Here is a 17,932-nt window from a genome sequence, read left to right as displayed (position 1 = left end):
CCGATGGCACCTTTTTTTTGGCTACTTCTTAGCGGATTTTTCTGCTCGTTGGCGTCTGAGCTCTTTAGGATCGGCAATCAGTGGGCGATAAATTTCCACCCGATCACCCTCATTAACCGTGTCGGTCAATTTTACCGGACGGCTAAAAATGCCAACTTTATTCTTCGCCAGATCGATATCCGTGCGCAGTTCAAGAATGCCTGACCTGGTAATTACCTGCTCAACCGTTGTGCCCTCTGCAACTCTAACCTTGAGCAAATACTGCTTTTCAGGCAGCGCATAAACGACTTCAACCGTGATATCAGGCGACACTGTAGACCTCTTTGGCACGAACGGTAAACGCCTGAACCATGTTTCCCGCTAACTCTTTAAAGATACGACCAAAAGCCAACTCGATAAGTTTATTCGTAAACTCAAAATCGAGCTGGAACTCGATACGGCAGGCTTCCGCACTCAGCGGTGTAAATTTCCAGCCTCCCATCAATGACTTAAATGGCCCATCGACAAGATGCATCAGAATACTGTGATTGCTGGTAAGCGAGTTACGCGTGGTGAAAGTTTTGCTGATCCCCGCTTTGGAAACATCTACCGCCGCCGTCATCTGATCATGCGACGCGTCAATGATCCGGCTGCCAGTGCAACCCGGTAAAAAGTCAGGGTAGGATTTCACATCGTTAACTAATTGATACATCTGCTCCGCGCTATAAGGCACCAGCGCAGTACGGGTAATCTGAGGCATAGCATTTCCTGAGAGTCACAAAACACGCAAATAATACCATTTATCATCATGCAAAGAAAAACTCTTAGCCCAGAGCCGTGCTAAGATATGCCTTCATCCTCGCAGCGAAGCGGGGTGTATTTGAACTCCTGGATTACTTATACTGAGCAGCACTATGACAAAGAAAAAAGCATACAAACCAGGTTCAGCCACCATTGCGCAAAACAAACGCGCCCGCCATGAATACTTTATCGAAGATGAGTTTGAAGCGGGACTCGTGCTACAAGGCTGGGAAGTAAAATCTCTGCGTGCCGGGAAGGCCAACATCGGTGATAGCTACGTCATTTTGGTAGACGGCGAAGCATTCCTGTTTGGTGCCAACTTTACCCCGTTAAATGTGGCTTCAAGTCATGTAGTCTGCGACCCAACACGTACCCGTAAACTCCTGCTTAACCAACGTGAGCTTGATAACCTTTACGGGCGTATTAACCGTGAAGGTTACACCGTTGTCGCCCTGTCGATGTACTGGAAAAATGCCTGGTGCAAAGTGAAAATCGGCGTGGCAAAAGGTAAGAAACAGCACGACAAGCGTAATGATGTGAAAGACAAAGAATGGGCGGTTGATAAAGCCCGCATTATGAAACACGCAGGTCGTTAAGCTTATACCCGTCATACTTCAAGCTGCTTATGCGTTGGCTACTCCCGCTCACCCCAGTCACTTACTTGTGTAAGCTCCTGGGGGTTTACGACCTTGCCGCCTTTAAGCAACTCGAATTATTTTGGGTATAAATATTTGATGGATGGCAACGCGCCATCCACTAAAGCCCTCAAACTATTTCCTCAAACTACCGCTCACGCAGTGATTCTTTCACCTTGTTCAGCGGCTTCACCAGATAATCCATTACCGTTTTTTGCCCGGTTTTGATTTCTACACTCGCCACCATGCCCGGTAAAATGGGGAAGCGCTTGCCGTTGCGGTTATGCAACTCCGCGTTTTGGGTGCGCACATAAACCCGGTAATAATACTGGTCACGCTTCACCTCATCCTGCAAAGTATCCGGCGAAACCACCTCAACCGTACCCTGCAAATTTCCATAGATAGATGAATCATAAGCGGTGATTTTCACCGTTGCCGCAAGTCCTGGCCTGATGTAGGCAATGTCTCGTGGGTTGATACGCGTTTCGATCAGCAACTGATCCTCGAGCGGCACAATTTCCATCAGTTTGCCGCCCGGAGGCAAAACACCGCCGACGGTCGTCACCTGCACATCTTTCACTACCCCACGCACGGGCGAAAAGAGTGACGCGCGGTCCAGTTGATCCGCTTTACCCGCCATCACTTGCAACTGCGCATCCAGCTCGGCGTTATTCTTCACCTGCTCTTCACGAGCTCGAACCGCAAACTGGTTACGCGCATCGTCGATTTTGCCTTTCAACTCAGTCGCCTGGCGCTGCAAACGGATAACCTCAACGGCCCCCGCCGCCCCTTTCGCCACCAGCGGTTGCGTCATTCTCAGTTCTTCCATCACCAGCTTGTAAGAGCTTTGCAAATTGGCGACCGTTTCATCCAGATTACGACGGCGCGAATCATAGAGTTGCTTTTCACGCGCCACTAAATCGGGCGCACGCAATGACTCTGCGCTAAAACGCAACGGCTCACCGGTTAACTCAGAACGCAAACGTTCAGAAGATGCCCGCAGAGCCAACGCCCTGGCGGCGGCTTCACCGTAGTTAGACTGAAAACGGGTAGGATCAAGTCGCGCCAGCATTTGCCCTTTATTGACGATATCGCCTTCGTGAACCAACAACGCGCTAACAATCCCGCCGTCCAGGCTTTCAATCAGCTGCGCATGGCTCGATGGCGTCACTTTCCCGGTTCCCACCGTCACTTCGTCGAGGGTGGCAAACCACGCCCATCCCGCGAAACCCAACAACCCAAATAACGTTAACCAGACCACCGATGAATAAAAGCGTCCCTGGCGAGCGAGGTCATCCTGAAGACTTAATTGACTCATGGGAAACTCCTCAGGCGATAGAAGCCACATTGCTGTTGCGTTGAGCCTGATTAAGAATGGTGTCGCGCGGCCCATCAGCCACCACTTTGCCGTTCTCCATCACCACAATTCGGTCGACCAATTTAAGCAACGCCGGGCGATGCGTCACCAGCACCAGAGTGCGCCCCGTAAGCCAGTTGTGCAGTTGCCGAATTACATAAGCCTCGAGTTGCTCATCCATAGAAGCCGTCGGTTCATCTAACAAAACGATTTGTGGATTGCGCACAATCAGGCGGCTCAGCAGCACCATTTGCCGTTGCCCGCCGGATAATCCCCGCCCGCCTTCGTTGATGATGCGGTCGAGACTTGCCGCGTCTTGTTGCACCATCGACAACGCGCCGCTAATGCGCAGCGCCTGGAGTAACTCACTTTCGCTGGCGTGCGGGTGCCCGAGCATCAGGTTCTGGCGCAAAGTGCCGAAGAACAAACGCGAATCCTGAGAAAGAAAACCAATCTGGCGGCGCACATCCACCGGGTCGATATGGGCAATATCCACACCATCAATAATCAGCTTGCCTTTGCTGGTGTTAGCCTGGCCGGAGAGCAATTTCAGTAACGTCGATTTCCCCGCGCCCACTTTGCCCAGTATTGCCACGCGCTCGCCGGGTTTAATCTCAAGAGAAGAAATCGCCAGCGCCTGCTCGCCCTTTTCAACATCGTAGCTGTATTGCGCATCCTGGAACTGGTAATGGCCCGCCAGCACTGGGCAATGGGCCATCTTGCGCTGAGGATCTTTATCGAGTGGTTTCTTCAGCAATTCATTCAGGCCAGTCATCGCCGTTTTGGCGTGCTGCCAGCGGGAAAAGACCATTGTCAGTTGCATCAACGGTGCGATGGTGCGGGAAGATAACAGGCTACAGGCGACCATCGTCCCGGTGGTAATGTCCCCTGCCAGCACCAGATAACTGCCGAACACCAACATTCCGGCGTAAGTAATTTGCTGCACCGTAGACGCCCAACCACTTAGCCGAGCCCCCCAGATTCGCTGCTTCATACCAATATTTGCGCCAACCGAATGAGAGTGTTCCCACTGGCGTTGAAAATACGGTTCCGCCTGCAAAGCTTTGATGTCTTCCACCCCTTCGATGGATTCCACCAGCACCGCGTTACGCACCGCACTTTCACGCATCCCTTCTTTGGCCAGTTTTGCCATCGGCCACTGCACCAGAATGCCAGGAATAACGATCAGCGGGATCGCCAGTAATGGGATCAACACCAGCTCACCCCCCACCAGCGCCATGATCCCGAGGAACAGCAGGACAAATGGCATATCCATTGCTGCCCCCACGGTGGTGGAGGTCAGTAACTCACGCACTTGATCAATTTCGCGCAACTGGGAAATAAACGATCCGGTCGATTTCGGGCGGGCATCGTTTTTAATCGCCATTGCCCGGGCGAAGAACAGGGAGGAAACGTGTAAATCGATGTGTTTGCCCATAATGTCGGAAATATGGGTACGGGAAAGACGGATGAAAAATTCCAGAAAAGCAGCAAATAACACGCCGAAAAACAGTACCCATAAAGTCGGGATCGATTGCGCCGGGATCACGCGATCATAGACCTGCATCGAAAACAAAATCCCCGCCAACGCCAGCACGTTACCCACTACGGACGCGAGGGAAATCTCAACCAGCTTGCGACCGGCATGACGGAAATGCTGCCAGAACCAGTGTGGCTCCCAGGGCTTAGTGAAATCGTCTATGCGGGCGTCACTGCTACGCGCTGCAATTCCCAATAACACCACGTCCGCTTCCACACGTGCCAGCAAGGTTTCCAGCGACTCTTCTCGCACCAGGTCGCCCCCATCGCTCAACCAATAACTGACCGTCCCTTCCGCGCTTAAGGCTTCCAACAGAATCAGTGCGCCGCTATCGAGTTGCACAATGACGGGCAGCGTTTGCGTATGCCAGCGCACTTTTTCTTTCGGCATGATGCGCATTTGCAGTCCCATCAACCCGCTTAACCGTTCCAGGCGATGAGGCAGCGGAAGATTTTCAAACCAGCGCATTTGTTGACGCACCGCCGGCGCATCCGCAGGTAAACCAAAACGCCCTGCGGCACGGACCATCGCGGCAATCCAGCATTCAGTATCAGGCAGTTGAGACATGCAATACTCCTTTTATTAAAGTGCTGGTAACGTATCCCCAGTGAGTTGCTGCCGCTCAATCCCGAGCATATTCAATAAATTATCCACAGCCCCGGCGTAACGCACCGCCGCATCCCAGGCGTCATACCGAGCGGTGATCGACGAGCTATCCGCCTGGAAAACATCTTGTTCGACGCTCAACAAATCATTCAGGCTGCGTTTGCTTAACCGGTACTCATCGCCATACACTTCTCGCGCTTTGCCCGCCGCCGCAAACTGCATTTCCCCCGCCTGCTGGCGCTGTTGTGCGCCAGTCAAATCTGCCCACGCCGTGGCTGCTTTTTGATTTACATCCAGCTTGCTGGCTTCCACCTCGGCCTGTGCATTTCTGCGTTCCCCTTCAGCCGCATCCACTCGGGCGCTCACGGCGCCGCCCTGGTAAACCGGCGCATCAACGACGAGTTGCACCTGGTCGTCCCAGTAATCTCCATGGTCGTTCTCATAACGTGTGCGCCCGGCCTGCACAGAGAATGTCGGGTAATGCTGCGCCTGGGCCTGGCGGATTTTTTGTTCCGCTGCCAGTTGCTTCGCCTGTGCGCTGCGCACTGCGCTGTTTTGTTCATACGGAAGGGATTGCAGAGAAATCTTCTGTCGCAAAAGATCTTCTGGTAAATCAGGAAGGTTGTCGGACACCACGCCGGTTAGCACGCTGAGTGCCGCCTGAGCTGAACGCGTTTGCGCGCGATATTGCTCAAGCGAGGCATTCATGCCGGCAATCCGACTTTGCGCTTGCAGAACATCCGACTGCGAGCTTAACCCCGCGTTCGCTCGCAGGTTCGCCATCTCAAGCACGTTATTGAGTGAACGAACATTGCGCTCAGCGGCGGCTGACAACGCCTGATAACGTTTGACTTGCAGGTAGGTTTGTAGCGTTTGTTGCCCCACACTGTTTAGCGTGTCGTAAAGCTGAAAGCGGTAAGCGTCCGACAAATTCTCTTGTTCGTCGACGCTGCCGCCCGTTCTGCCAAAGTCCCACAACAACTGTTTAAGATTAACCCCTGCCGAGGCATTGCTGTTTAATGACCCGGCAGAATCCGTGGTATGTGAGCGGCCAAGGCCGCCCTGTAATGCAATTTGCGGAAACCAGGCGCTTTGCGCTTCATCGAGATTCGCTTTGCCGACGCTGATTTGCGCCGCCGCCTGCGCGATTTTTGGATTGCGGGCAAACGCCCGCAAAATCGCCTCTTTAATGGTTAATTGGGCCTGTAATTGCTCGCTCGGTGCGGCCTGCCAGTTATATTGCTCGGCGGCCATGAGCGGCACACTTGCCAGGCAACTGGCGATAATCGCCAGTGCTGGCCCCATCTGCCTTTTAGCGTTTCGCCCCATAATCTTGCCCCATTAAACCAGATTCACATGCAACCCCTGCTGAATCAGCACATCACCCAGCGTGTTGCTGCTGAGCTGTGAGCTGTTGTGATAAACGTCGTATTCCACACCGTTGATTTCCCGCTGCCCGGCGACTTCCCATACATCGCCAGTGCCGTTAACCAAATTCACCTGGTCACCTTTCGCCCCTTTAATCAGCAGGTCGTCTTCCGGTTTGTCGGTGATATTTAGCGCTTCGTTGAGGTTAAGGGTTATCGAGTTGGTGCCGGAAAGCCCCAAATCGAAGATTTCGATATGCTGGATTTTGCTGCCTTCCGCCACCAGGTCGAGGGTCATGTTGACGCCATCCAGCACCAGCGTATCGATGCCTGCACCGCCATCAATCTGCACAAACCCAAGCGTTGAGAGATGAACGGTGTCATTCCCGGTGCTGCCGTGTAGCGTGTCGCCGCTAACGGTGGTGCCGTCGGCGAGATCAATGCTCAAACCGCCGATGGTGTAAGCCGCCGCATCGCCGCTTGTGTCAGCGGAATGTTCCGTGGTTTCCGTCGTGTTATTGCTGGTTGTAGAAGTGGAATGAGTGGTACTGGTTTCATCACCGGTGGTGTTGGTTTCCGACATTGAAGCCATCATCATCATGGGTGCCGCCGGTGGCGTGGTGGAAATAATGTCGCCGCCCAGCCCAACGTTGAGATAACCGGTATTCCCCGCCAGATCCGAGGCGTAAAGATTCACGGCGCTGCTCAAAGAGAGTAATTCCAACAGATTCAGGCCCAGGCCAATGGTAGCCGTCCAGTTCCCGTTGCTGTCGGTGATAGCCGTGGTGCTCACGGTGTTATTCAACAGCCCAATATGAACCACCGCACCGCTGCCGAGATTGGTAGAACCGCCGCTTAACGTCAGCCCTTTAGTCAATAAAGTGAGAATATTAAGAGTGGCCAGCGCATTAAAACTCAGCCCCGGCGTCGTCAGTTTCACAATGGTGTTCGCGCCGTCAGTATTGGTGTTCCCCACCTTGTCGGTTACCGTCACACCAATGTGCAGTGCGCCATTCTGCAAGCCTTTAAGCACGGTATTAGGGACTGGCAGCGACCAGGTTCCATTCGCCGCGACCGTCGTGTCGTAGTTTGTTCCACCGATGGTCACCACCACTTTCGCGCCATCCGTGATCCCGGCGGTAATCTTCCCGGTTAACGTCTGGCCTGAACCTGCTTCGCTGACATTCAGATAACCATCGCCGCCAAACACCGAATCAATAATCACTTTTGGTAGATTGGCGACCGCCACCGTAACGGCAGGCAGGTTCACCGACGAGGTATTACCGTCGATGGTGGTTATCGTGACGCGTGGGATTAAATTGCCGTCGCTCAACCCGAGCAAATCGCTCGGCGAGAGGTTAATTTTAAAGCTGCCGTCACTGGCCACGGTGCCATCGAAGGTTTTGCCTCCCAGCGCCACCGTGACAACAGAACCTGATGGCGCATGGCCTACGGAACCGGTAATGGTTTGCGCCAGGGTGGCATCAACGGCACTTAATAAACCATCGCCAAACAGCGTGACGGAGTTAAGCACCGGCGCGATAAGGTCGAGTTTCAAGCCCACGGTTGCAGAAGCCGCCGGGTTACCGACCAGGTCTGTAGCGCTTGCCGATACCGAGACATTTCCGGTGCCAAGCCCCTGTAGAATGCCAATAACATCCGGTGTCAGTGCCGCACTCCATTTCCCGTTGGCATCGACGGTCGCAGTTAATTGCTGCGCGCCGTTAATGCTCAGAGAGATCGTTCGTCCATTCAGCCCTGTTGCGGTGCCGCTGATGACGCCATTAACCAGTTCAACAATGCTCAGCACCCCATCACCAAATAGCGGGTTAAGCGTAATCGTCGGCAAATTGTGGGAAAGCACGGTGAGATTAACGTTGCTTTCGACGAGGTTGCCGAATTTGTCGGTCACGCTGACTTTTAACGCTGCGGTACCGTCCGGCAGTGCTGCCAGCAAAGCAGGCGGAAGAGAAGCAATCCAGTGCCCGGTGGCGTCAACCGTGGTTGATATAACGCTACCACCGATTTTCAACAGCACTTCTGTCCCTGCCTCAACGCCCTGCACTACGCCCGTGACGGTTTGAGCCACGGCGGTATCGGCTTTGTTAATAATGTTGTCGACCGAGGCGATAACGTTGCCCACCACAGGCAAATCAGTCAATGCGAGGTCAATATTCACCAGTGTGTTTGTCGTATTCCCATTGATATCTTTAATGGAAACATCGAGTCCGGCGGTATCTTGCGTGAGGCCAATCCAGGTACTCGGTGGGACAGACACACTCCATGAACCATCCGCAGAAACAGGCACTGTAACCGTAAAGCCAAGCAGTGTGACCGTCACTGTGGCATCGCGGTAATCCCCTGTTGCTTTGCCGGTAATGACTTGTGTCACCAGTGATTCAGCAACATTGAGTATCCCGTCAGTGGCAAACAAATCTGGTATTAACACGCCAAGGTCTTTGTTAATCGCGACGTTTAGCACCACATTAGCGGTCGTCACGTTGCCATTTTGATCCGATACGCTGAGGCCAATAACCTGCGCGCCATCAGTTAATTTTCCGAGATCGACTTCCGGAAGCTGAACTTTCCAGTGACCGGTTTCATCGACCAACGCAGTTAAAGAAATCGGCCCAAGAGTAATATGAACCGTGTCGCCAGGGTCACCCCGCCCACCTAACGGCAGGCCCCCAATAATCTCGACGGCGGTCAACAAATTGCCCACGCCCAGCGCATCCACTTCGAGCAATGGCGCAACGGTTGCCACGGTTATTTCGTGCGTAACCGTCTTAGTATTGCCCGCCGCATCGGTTAGCGTCAGGGTGATGTTTTGTTGATCCTGTGGCAAATTCGCCACATCCGCTTGTGGAATAGAAACCGACCAGTTCCCGCCCGCCAGCACCGTGGCAAAATAGTTTTTGCCGTTTAGCTGAATGGTAATATCACGGCCAATATCCTCAACGCTCGCCGTGCCGCTTAATAGCTGGCTGCTTTTGGATTCATTGACATCAACAATATCGTTGTCTGCAAAGGGATCGACGGTAATCGTTGGGCGTGAACTATCAACGGTAACGGTGATGGAATCCTGCGCGCCCTGTCCGGTGGCGGTAATGGCGTTTACCCCCTCAGCCAGTAAATCTTTATTTGCTGGACTCAGCGTCAGGCTCCAGATACCGCCTGCCACCGTCGCCGTTCCCACTTCAGTGCCATTCAACGTTACCGTGACCGTAGTCGTGCTTCCGGTCGCTTTCCCGCTAATCGTCACCGTTCCGGCTAATTCATCAATATTCAGATAGCCATCACCGCCAATGGTATTGATGGAGACGCTTTCCGGCGGTGCGGTGTGGTCGATGGTCACCGGGACGCCTGGTGTGGACGCGTTATTACCCGCGCTATCCGTCGCGGTGACTTTAAGCGTTTGGCCACCTTCATCGAGCGTTGCGAGCTGTTCCGGCGTTAGCATGACTGACCAGGAACCATTCGCCTGAATGGTGGTGGTGAACGTCTTCCCGGCAAGCTCCACGTTAATTTGCTGCCCGGCTAAAAGGTGAGTAGAAGAACCCGTCAGCGTGACGCCGTGCTGGCTTTCTTCGTAACTGAGATCGTTATTACCTGCAAACGCATCAACCGTCAGAGTCGGTGCAAGCGTCAAAATCGTCAGCGGTGCGCTGGTCGAACCGGTGTTGTGCGCGGTATCGCTAATGGTGACCACCACATTTTGCACGCCCTGCGCGACGCCAACCCAGTCACTCGAACCCGTGAGATCTAAGGTCCAGGTATTGCCCGTCACGGTGGCTGTAAAATCTTTGCCGCCAATGATCACGTGCACCACCGGAGTGCCTGTTGTTGCCGTAGTTAACGTTCCGCTCAGGATTTGCGCCACGCCTGCTTCTGCGGTGCCGACGATGTTGTCAGTAAATAACGGCGTAGTGAGCGTAACGGTCGGCGCGGTAAATGCCGTGGTAAAACCATCGTTTACCGTCGCGCTGTTGCCATAAGCATCCGTTGCGGTCACAGAAATACCATGCGACGTTCCGGTTAACCCCTGCAACGCGCCAGCGGGTAAATTCAGCGTCCAGACGCCGCCAGTCGTCACATCGGCATTATAAATTACCCCATTGAGATCGATGGTGACTTTGACCGCCTGCCCGCCGCCCGTCAGACCCGTGGTGCCAGAAAGGGTAAGCGGCCCTGCCGCCTCGCTGATATTGAGGATCTCATCGCCAAACAGCAGATCGATGGTCGGTTCAGGTTTCTTCACGTGAACCACTGCACTCGCACTTTCGGTATCGGTATTTCCCACCGAATCCGTGACGGTCACGCTGATGGGATAATTTTCTCCGTTAACCAAATCCGTGAGCTTCGAGCCTGGAATCGTAGCGCTCCAGTCTCCATTGGCCTGAACCACGGCATCGACGGTTAAACCACCGATCGTGACTTTAACAATTTGCCCTGCACCAGAAATCCCGGTGCTGCCGGTAATCACCTGCCCGCCCACGGCGTGGGCTTCGTCGTAGTTCAGCACGCCATCGACAAACGGGGTGTTGATGGTCAGCACCGGCACGTTATGGGTCTGAGCGGTGAAGCTGCCGTTCGCCACACCGACGTTTCCGGCGATATCCGTCACGGTGACTTTTACCGGCACATTACCATCGGGATAAGCTTTCAATTCAGCGGAGGTTAACGTTAATTCCCAGCTACCATCGGCTTTCACCGAAGCCGCGCGAGCTGCTCCATTATCGACGCTGACCATGACGGTCTGCCCGGCATTAGTGGCAAACCCGGTTTTACCGCCAATCGTTTCGTCCGTGCTCGCTTCAATGGCGTTCAGTACGCCGTCGCCGAAGGGTTTATCCAGCCCTGGATTCGGTAACACATGGGTGCGAACCTCGAAGCTGTAATCAGGACTAACATCAATATTGGATGCACGGTCTGTCAGAATCACCTGAATGGTGCTGGTGCCATCAGCCAGTGCCAGCAGCACATTCGGCGGGAGATGGACGGTCCAGTTTCCGTTACTATCCACGTCCCCTTTGAAGGGCTTACCGTTTATCTCCACAGTGACGAATTGCCCACCGCCTATTATCCCTGAGTTTCCGGTCAGCGCCTGGCCTGCCTGCGCTTCGGCAAGATTTAAATAACCATCAACAAACAGTGGCGGAGTCAGCACCGCGTGCGGCAACTGATGAATCAATATCTCCATCGATCCACTTGCAGTACCGACGTTGCCGTAAGAATCTGAAGCCGTGACGGTCACGTTGCACTGCCCGTCAGACAATATCTTCATGTCATTTGGCGGCACCGTGGCGCTCCAGTGCCCGGTGCCATCCACCGTGCCGGATACGGTAACTTGCTTAGGCGGGGAGCCAATCACCACCGTGACTTCCGTCCCCGTCGGCAGGTTGAGTGCGGTTCCCGTTATCTTCCCGCCATCAAGAGCCTCGAATGAGTTAACCGCGCCATCGCCAAAGAGCGTGTCGAGCGTCAGAGTCGGCAGCCCGGTGGTTTTGACATCAATCGAAACGGAGCCGTCAGTGTTGTTTCCCGCCACATCTGTGGCCGTTAACTCAAGCGAGTTCGCCCCTTGCTTCAGGGTTTTTAAGTCGCCAGATGACAACGTCAACGACCAGTGGCCGCTATCATCGGCGAGCGTCTGAAGCGTTTTGCCATTAATGACCAGCGACACCTTCGCCCCTGCTTCGGTCTGGCCACTCAATATCTGGTCAGCTTGTGATTCATTAAAATTGAGTTTGCCGTCTTGCAAGAAGCCGGTATCGATAGTTAGCGCTGGCGGTGTGGTGTCCAGCGTTAATAAATGGTCGGCATTACCCGTATTTCCCGCCGCATCATTAACCGAAGCCTTGATAGTGACATCGCCATCCTGCACGCCGTTGAGCACATTCGCATCGGCCTGGACGCTCCATGTTCCGTCGCTATTGACGTTACCCGTGAAAGTTTTACCGTTAATGGTCACCGTGACCTGGTGAGCAAAATTCACATCAAGTGGCGTGACCTTACCGGTGATGGTCAGTGCCGCACCGGCTTCAGTTGCGTTAACGATATTGTCAGGCGTGACCGCATCAATAGTGACAACCGGCGCGGTGGTATCGACCACAAACGTGTGAGACACGTTAGCTGTTTGACCGCCAAGCGTTGCCTGAGCCTGCACATCAAACGGGCCATCTTTCAGGCCAGCTAAATCTTCCGCAGGGATTTGCGCACTCCATCTCCCCGCTCCATCTGCAACTAACACGTAAGTTTTATTATTGAATGTGACGGTAATGGCTGCGCCCAAAAGCGTGGTGACGCCGCTGATGGTAATCGGCTGCTGGATTTCACTGGCGTTCAGAACATCGTCGGTAGAGATAATCTCAATCGCAATAGCAGGTTGCGTGGTATTTACCGTGAAACTTTCGCTAACGGCAGTATTAACATAGCCAGGAACGGTGACGGAAATGGTATATGAGCCATCCGCTAAGGCTAATTGCGCAGGCGTGAGATCTAAATGCCAGACGCCCCCCGTTTCCACCAAAACGTTATAGGTTGTTCCCGCAAAATTGATAACGACGGTCGTCCCAACCGGAATATTTTCAGTTGTGCCGCTGAGTATCTGGTTGATTTGCATTTCTGCGCCATCCAGCACGTTGTCGCCAGCAAAATTATTGAGGGTGATAACGGCGGTTGTAAGCGAGAAATCTTTACTGGCTGCGGCGGTATTTCCTGCGGGATCGGTAATCACCGCGCTAACGGTGTTGTTCCCTTCTTTGCCGGCTAGATCTGCCGCCGGAATATTGACCTGCCAATTCCCATTCTGGTCAACCGTGGTGTCATACGTTTTACCGTTGAAAGTCACCGTGACCTTATCGCCCGCTTCTTTCGCATCTGACGTGCCGCGAACAATCTGATCCTGACCGCTATTTATCATCAATCCATCAATGACGCCGTTATTACCAATGTCAGTGATCGCCAACGCAGGAGCGACGGTATCGACCGTAACATCGATACTTTGTTCGGCTACATTTCCATTGGCATCCACTACGCTGACGGTCATCTGGGCAACACCATCCGGCACCGCCTGCAGCGCACTTGCGGGTATCGTGACCTGCCAATTCCCGTTTTCATCCACCGTCGCGGTGTAAGACTGGCCATTAAATTCCAGCACAACGCCCTGGCCCGGCCCGGTGATCCCGGTTTTACCGGTAATAATTTGGTCCTGCCCTTGCTCGGCCAGGTTTAAAAAACCGTCGCCAAATGGGGTATCAATGGTCGGCGCGGGAACGGTGAGATCCACCGTGAAATCTTGGGTCTGCGTCAGGGTGACACCGTTTACATCAACCAGCGTAACGGTAAGGGTATGCGTACCGGCGGCAAGTTGCTGCAACGTGCCGGCTGGAATACTAATATTCCATGACCCGTCGCTGTTAACAGTCCCGGTCCAGGTCTGGCCCTCTATTGTGATACTGATTGTGCGACCGGCATTAAATGCCTGCGTGTTGCCGCTAACAATCTGGCTCTCAAGAGTTTCTACCGCACTGACAACATTGTCGCCCGCAAAAGGATTAATCGTTAACGTGGACACCTGCGGTTGCGCGGCGGGATCATTTCCACCGCTGTTACTCCCGTTGTTGTTGCCCCCGTTGTTGCTGTCCCCATTGGCATTGCCGACATTTCCGCCCTGGCCGCCACCGCCATTGTTATTGTCACTTCCGCCGCCTCCACCTCCGCCGCCACCACCACCTGCGGCAAGGGCGATGCCGCCCGCAGCTAACAGCCCAGCGCCAATCCACAGCAAGGCATTATTACTGCCCTCTTCACTTGCCGCGGCGACGACAGCGCTGTCGGCATAAGTCGGCACAACAGTTTGAGCCGTTGCAGGGCCAGCCTCATTGGCAAATGGGAATAATGCGTGATGGCTTCCGGTTTGATCATCAAAATACAATTCACTGTGGTGCCCGTTGGCATCCAGAGTAAAAAAGTGCTGGTAACGAACGGTACTGCCATCTTTCATATGGACAATCAGGTCATCACCCTGACGCTCATAATAATTAACGCTTTCCGGGGAGGCTTGCACCCGCACAATACTGGGTTTAGTGAGGTTCACGACACGGTCGCTACCACCAGAGAATTGACTGATCAACTCACCATTATCGAATCCAGTAATACGGACGGAGCCGGGAAGATTATTTTGCGTCGCCATTGCTCTTTTCCTCGCACAGAATCGCAGTTTTAGTTCATTATGCGTTTAATAAAAATGTGAAGTATCTCAATTCATTCCGGGTAATAAATCGCCCAGAAAAACTGCTGTGTATAAAAACGTGAACCAGAACAACAAAACCAAGTAATGCATTGTTTTTATTTGAATTTCACAAAACAAATGCATTGGAGAAAACTTTCTTAATAAAAAATGTATAAACAACATTTTGCCTTTCAGCAATGTAGAACAACAAATAAGAGTAATTTGACAAGGTAGGCGTTGGTTTTACATGAGGCAGGAATAATATATGGCGTAGGCGAACATTTAGTATTGTGCAACTTACATCGTGAAATATAAAAAATAACAAATGAAAATTAAAAATTGATGGTCCTCTTCATTCGCCCTAAATTAAATTTTTCATTTATAGTCACGCACGCGGAAACCTTTATTTAACCAGGGTTATTAAAGGCACCACAAATATCCCTTAATTAAATGTGGGTTATGTTCGTGGCAACAGATTGTTTTATGTACAATCATTGTGCAACTCACTCCTTCGTGCCGCACGGCTTTGAGCACTCATACAAAAGCATCAGAGATATGGACTGGCGCGTCAGCATCAGGTTCTGTTATACTTCATTCAACACTTGTGGGGCTGATTCTGGATTCGACGGGATTCGCGAAACCCAAGGTGCATGCCGAGGGGCGGTTTGCCTCGTAAAAAGCCGCAAAAAAATAGTCGCAAACGACGAAAACTACGCACTAGCAGCTTAATACCCTGCTTAGAGCCTTCTCTCCCTAGCTTCCGCTCTTAAGACGGGGATCAAGAGAAGTCAAACCCAAAAGAGATCGTGTGTAAACCTTGCCTGGGGTTGAAGCACTAAAACTAATCAGGATAGTTTGTTAGTGGCGTGTCTATCCGCAGCTAACCGGCGAATGTAAAGATACGACTAAGCATGTAGTACCGACGGCGTAGTAATTTCGGACGGGGGTTCAACTCCCCCCAGCTCCACCAAAATTCTCCGTCAGTGGTTACCAGAGCCACATGATGAAGTCGAAAGCCCGCATAGCGAAAGTTATGCGGGCTTTTTTGTGTCTGGGGGTTTGTCCGTAACTATCCGAGAAGATTCTGTGGAACCCAGTGAGAATGGGATTATGCGAAAGATATTTGGCGTTCTCTGGATAAAGACGTGTTCCCAGCCATTGGGGAGATCCCTGTTCAGGAAATCAAAGCCAGAACGTTAGTTGAAGCACTTGAACCTATCAAAGCACGTGGAGCACTGGAGACAGTTCGCCGTCTGGTACAACGCATAAACGAAATTATGATTTATGCAGTTAACACCGGTTTGATTGATTTAAACCCAGCATCCGGTGTTGGTATGGCTTTTGAGAGGCCTAAAAAGCAAAACATGCCAACCCTGCGACCAAAAGAACTGCCAAAGCTAATGCGTTCTCTGGTTATGTCTAATCTGTCTGTTTCGACTCGTTGTTTGATTGAATGGCAGCTCCTAACACTTGTGCACCCTGCGGAGGCTTCCGGTACTAGATGGGAAGAAATCGATCTCGATACCATGCAGTGGACTATTCCAGCAGAACGGATGAAAGGCAAACGTGAGCACATTGTTCCTTTATCTCTTCAGGCATTAGATATTCTGGAGATAATGAAACCTATCAGCGCTCACCGGGAACATGTATTTCCAAGCAGAAATGATCCAAAGCAAGCAATGAACAGCCAGACGGCTAACGTTGCTTTAAAACGAATCGGTTTTGGTGCTAAGTTAGTTGCACATGGATTACGCTCTATCGCCAGCACTGCAATGAATGAAACGGGTCTAAGTTCAGATGTTATTGAGGCAGCTTTAACACATAGTGATAAAAACGAAGTACGCCGAACTTATAATCGATCAACCTATTTTGAAAAAAAATAAAATATTTAACTCTTGGTGGGGAATATTTGTGAATAACGCTAATAAATAAGGAGCTAGACTCACATGGCAAACGAACTATTCAAAGCATTCAAAGCATCTGATTTGCTTGATAAAAACATCAATTTCCTTATTGGGTCAGGAGCTTCAGCCTCATACATACCTACTCTTAGGATTAATGATGATAAAACATATGAAGATATACTCACTGATAGTGATTACTCTGAGATACTAAACTACGTTTATCACCAATATTATAAAAATATTCTAAGGAAAAGTTTTTGCCTTGTGCCTCTAGGTTCACTATCACGAAAAAAACGCAGGGAGACATTAACCTCTTATGAAGAATTAATAGAAAACATCGTAAGCCTGATAAATAGAAAAGGCGCGAATCAGATTCGACGCGCAAATATATTCACTACAAATTACGATCTTTTTTTCGAAAAAGCATCTGACAGATTGCTACGTAAGTCGGCAAACTTTATTTTCAATGATGGGGCAAGAGGTCTTAGCAAGCGCTATCTTCAAATCAGTAACTTCCACACATCTACGTGGCATCAGGGAACCAATGATTTGTATAAATTTGAAATACCTACAATCAACCTCATTAAAATGCATGGTTCAGTCTCATGGAAAAAAATCAGCGAAGATAAAATAGAAGTCAACTACCCAAGCGACTACCCTAATGGTTTAGAGCTAGAAATAACCACAAACGACATAAAAGAAACAGTTAATAATATTGAAGAACACTCATCAAAATATACAGCAGAGGAAATTTTAAGCCTTTCAAGTGAAGATGAATCAGCCCTTCAAAACTTCCGTGAAGAATATAACAAACTAGCTATTGTAAATCCAACAAAAGCTAAATTTGAAGAGACTGTATTTCAACAGCATTATTACCAATCACTAAGACTTTTAAGTTATGAACTAGAAAAACCACAAACCGTACTTGTATGCTTTGGATTCTCTTTTAAAGACGAACATATTCGAGAAATAATTTCTCGCTCTCTAAGCAACCCATCATTAATAGTATATATCTTTTGCTATAAAAAAGATGACAAAGCAGAAATAAAAAAATTAGTAAGTAATAAAAAAATTATATTCATCCATCCTGATAATGACGATAGCGAAAACGTGATTAATATTGACAGGTTTATTAATTGCATCTTTCCAACTATTGGCAAAGATTCTACTGAGGGATTAGTATGCAGTTTATAATCGGATATGTTACAGCAGTTAGAGGTACTTCTGTGCGTGCAATCGTGCATCCAAACCTCTATCAAACTACATACATACATGATGGCTGTTTGTACAGGGGAGTTGCCATTAATGAATTCATCGTAATTAGAAAAGGGTATCATGACATTATAGGCAAGATAGAAGGGGAAGAAATATTAGAGAAAAAAAACTTCGATGATTCGAAGCCTAACTATGAAAAATTTGATAGATTTATAGACATAAAAATCATTGGGTATATTTTAAATAACAAGTTCCACTCTGGAATAAAATACCTACCAATGATTCAAGATTAATT

9 protein-coding genes, 1 other RNA gene and 1 pseudogene are annotated in these 17,932 nt (G+C 50.7%); 5 read left to right on the top strand and 6 right to left on the bottom strand.

The genetic code is table 11. The features are described from left to right. Nucleotides 1-21 precede the first annotated feature (21 nt). Together RHD99_RS05095 and RHD99_RS05090 are read right to left on the bottom strand one after the other, a co-directional pair. Nucleotides 22-312, bottom strand: coding sequence for an RnfH family protein (locus RHD99_RS05095; RefSeq protein ID WP_309877732.1), 291 nt, complete (start codon nucleotides 310-312; stop codon nucleotides 22-24). Next, complete coding sequence (locus RHD99_RS05090) at nucleotides 302-739, bottom strand: type II toxin-antitoxin system RatA family toxin (protein ID WP_183270329.1); 438 nt, start codon at nucleotides 737-739, stop codon at nucleotides 302-304. Before RHD99_RS05090 ends, RHD99_RS05095 begins: the two co-directional genes overlap by 11 nt. Before the next feature lie 154 nt (nucleotides 740-893). On the opposite strand from RHD99_RS05090, the gene smpB reads away from it, so the two are divergent. Beyond that, a complete protein-coding gene (smpB, locus tag RHD99_RS05085) occupies nucleotides 894-1,376 on the top strand; it encodes an SsrA-binding protein SmpB (RefSeq protein WP_183270330.1) in 483 nt (160 codons plus the stop codon). Between the two features lie 187 nt (nucleotides 1,377-1,563). Here the strand turns inward: smpB and RHD99_RS05080 are convergent, their stop codons facing one another. From RHD99_RS05080 to RHD99_RS05065, 4 genes are read right to left on the bottom strand one after another with little or no spacing between them, the layout of a single operon-like run. Beyond that, a complete protein-coding gene (locus tag RHD99_RS05080) occupies nucleotides 1,564-2,733 on the bottom strand; it encodes a beta-barrel domain-containing protein (protein WP_183270331.1) in 1,170 nt (389 codons plus the stop codon). Between the two features lie 10 nt (nucleotides 2,734-2,743). Further along, the gene (locus RHD99_RS05075) at nucleotides 2,744-4,879 is read right to left on the bottom strand and encodes a type I secretion system permease/ATPase (protein ID WP_309877731.1); all 2,136 of its coding nucleotides are present in this window, start codon (nucleotides 4,877-4,879) and stop codon (nucleotides 2,744-2,746) included. A 15-nt stretch (nucleotides 4,880-4,894) separates the two neighbouring features. Continuing rightward, nucleotides 4,895-6,247, bottom strand: a complete 1,353-nt coding sequence (locus tag RHD99_RS05070) for a TolC family outer membrane protein (RefSeq protein ID WP_309877729.1) — start codon at nucleotides 6,245-6,247, stop codon at nucleotides 4,895-4,897. 12 nt (nucleotides 6,248-6,259) lie between these two features. Further along, nucleotides 6,260-14,479, bottom strand: coding sequence for an Ig-like domain-containing protein (locus tag RHD99_RS05065; protein ID WP_309877727.1), 8,220 nt, complete (start codon nucleotides 14,477-14,479; stop codon nucleotides 6,260-6,262). A gap of 645 nt (nucleotides 14,480-15,124) precedes the next feature. Here RHD99_RS05065 and ssrA point away from each other — a divergent pair. The 4 genes and pseudogenes from ssrA (at nucleotide 15,125) to RHD99_RS05045 (ending at nucleotide 17,930) form a co-directional block, all read left to right on the top strand. Then, nucleotides 15,125-15,488: a transfer-messenger RNA gene (gene ssrA, locus RHD99_RS05060) on the top strand. A 136-nt stretch (nucleotides 15,489-15,624) separates the two neighbouring features. After that, nucleotides 15,625-16,450: pseudogene (locus tag RHD99_RS05055) on the top strand (tyrosine-type recombinase/integrase); the annotation flags it as partial. A 14-nt stretch (nucleotides 16,451-16,464) separates the two neighbouring features. Then, nucleotides 16,465-17,616: an SIR2 family protein gene (locus RHD99_RS05050; RefSeq protein WP_309877725.1), complete on the top strand. Its 1,152-nt coding sequence runs from the start codon at nucleotides 16,465-16,467 to the stop codon at nucleotides 17,614-17,616. Beyond that, on the top strand, nucleotides 17,604-17,930 hold the full coding sequence (locus RHD99_RS05045) for a hypothetical protein (protein WP_309877724.1): 327 nt from the start codon (nucleotides 17,604-17,606) through the stop codon (nucleotides 17,928-17,930). The genes RHD99_RS05050 and RHD99_RS05045 overlap by 13 nt, the downstream gene beginning before the upstream one ends. The last annotated feature ends 2 nt before the right edge of the window (nucleotides 17,931-17,932 follow it).

The sequence above is a fragment of the Buttiauxella selenatireducens genome (assembly GCF_031432975.1).
Taxonomy (GTDB): Bacteria; Pseudomonadota; Gammaproteobacteria; order Enterobacterales; family Enterobacteriaceae; genus Buttiauxella; species Buttiauxella selenatireducens.
Note: the sequence above shows the minus strand (reverse complement) of the source record. Positions and strands in the feature narration are given on the sequence as shown.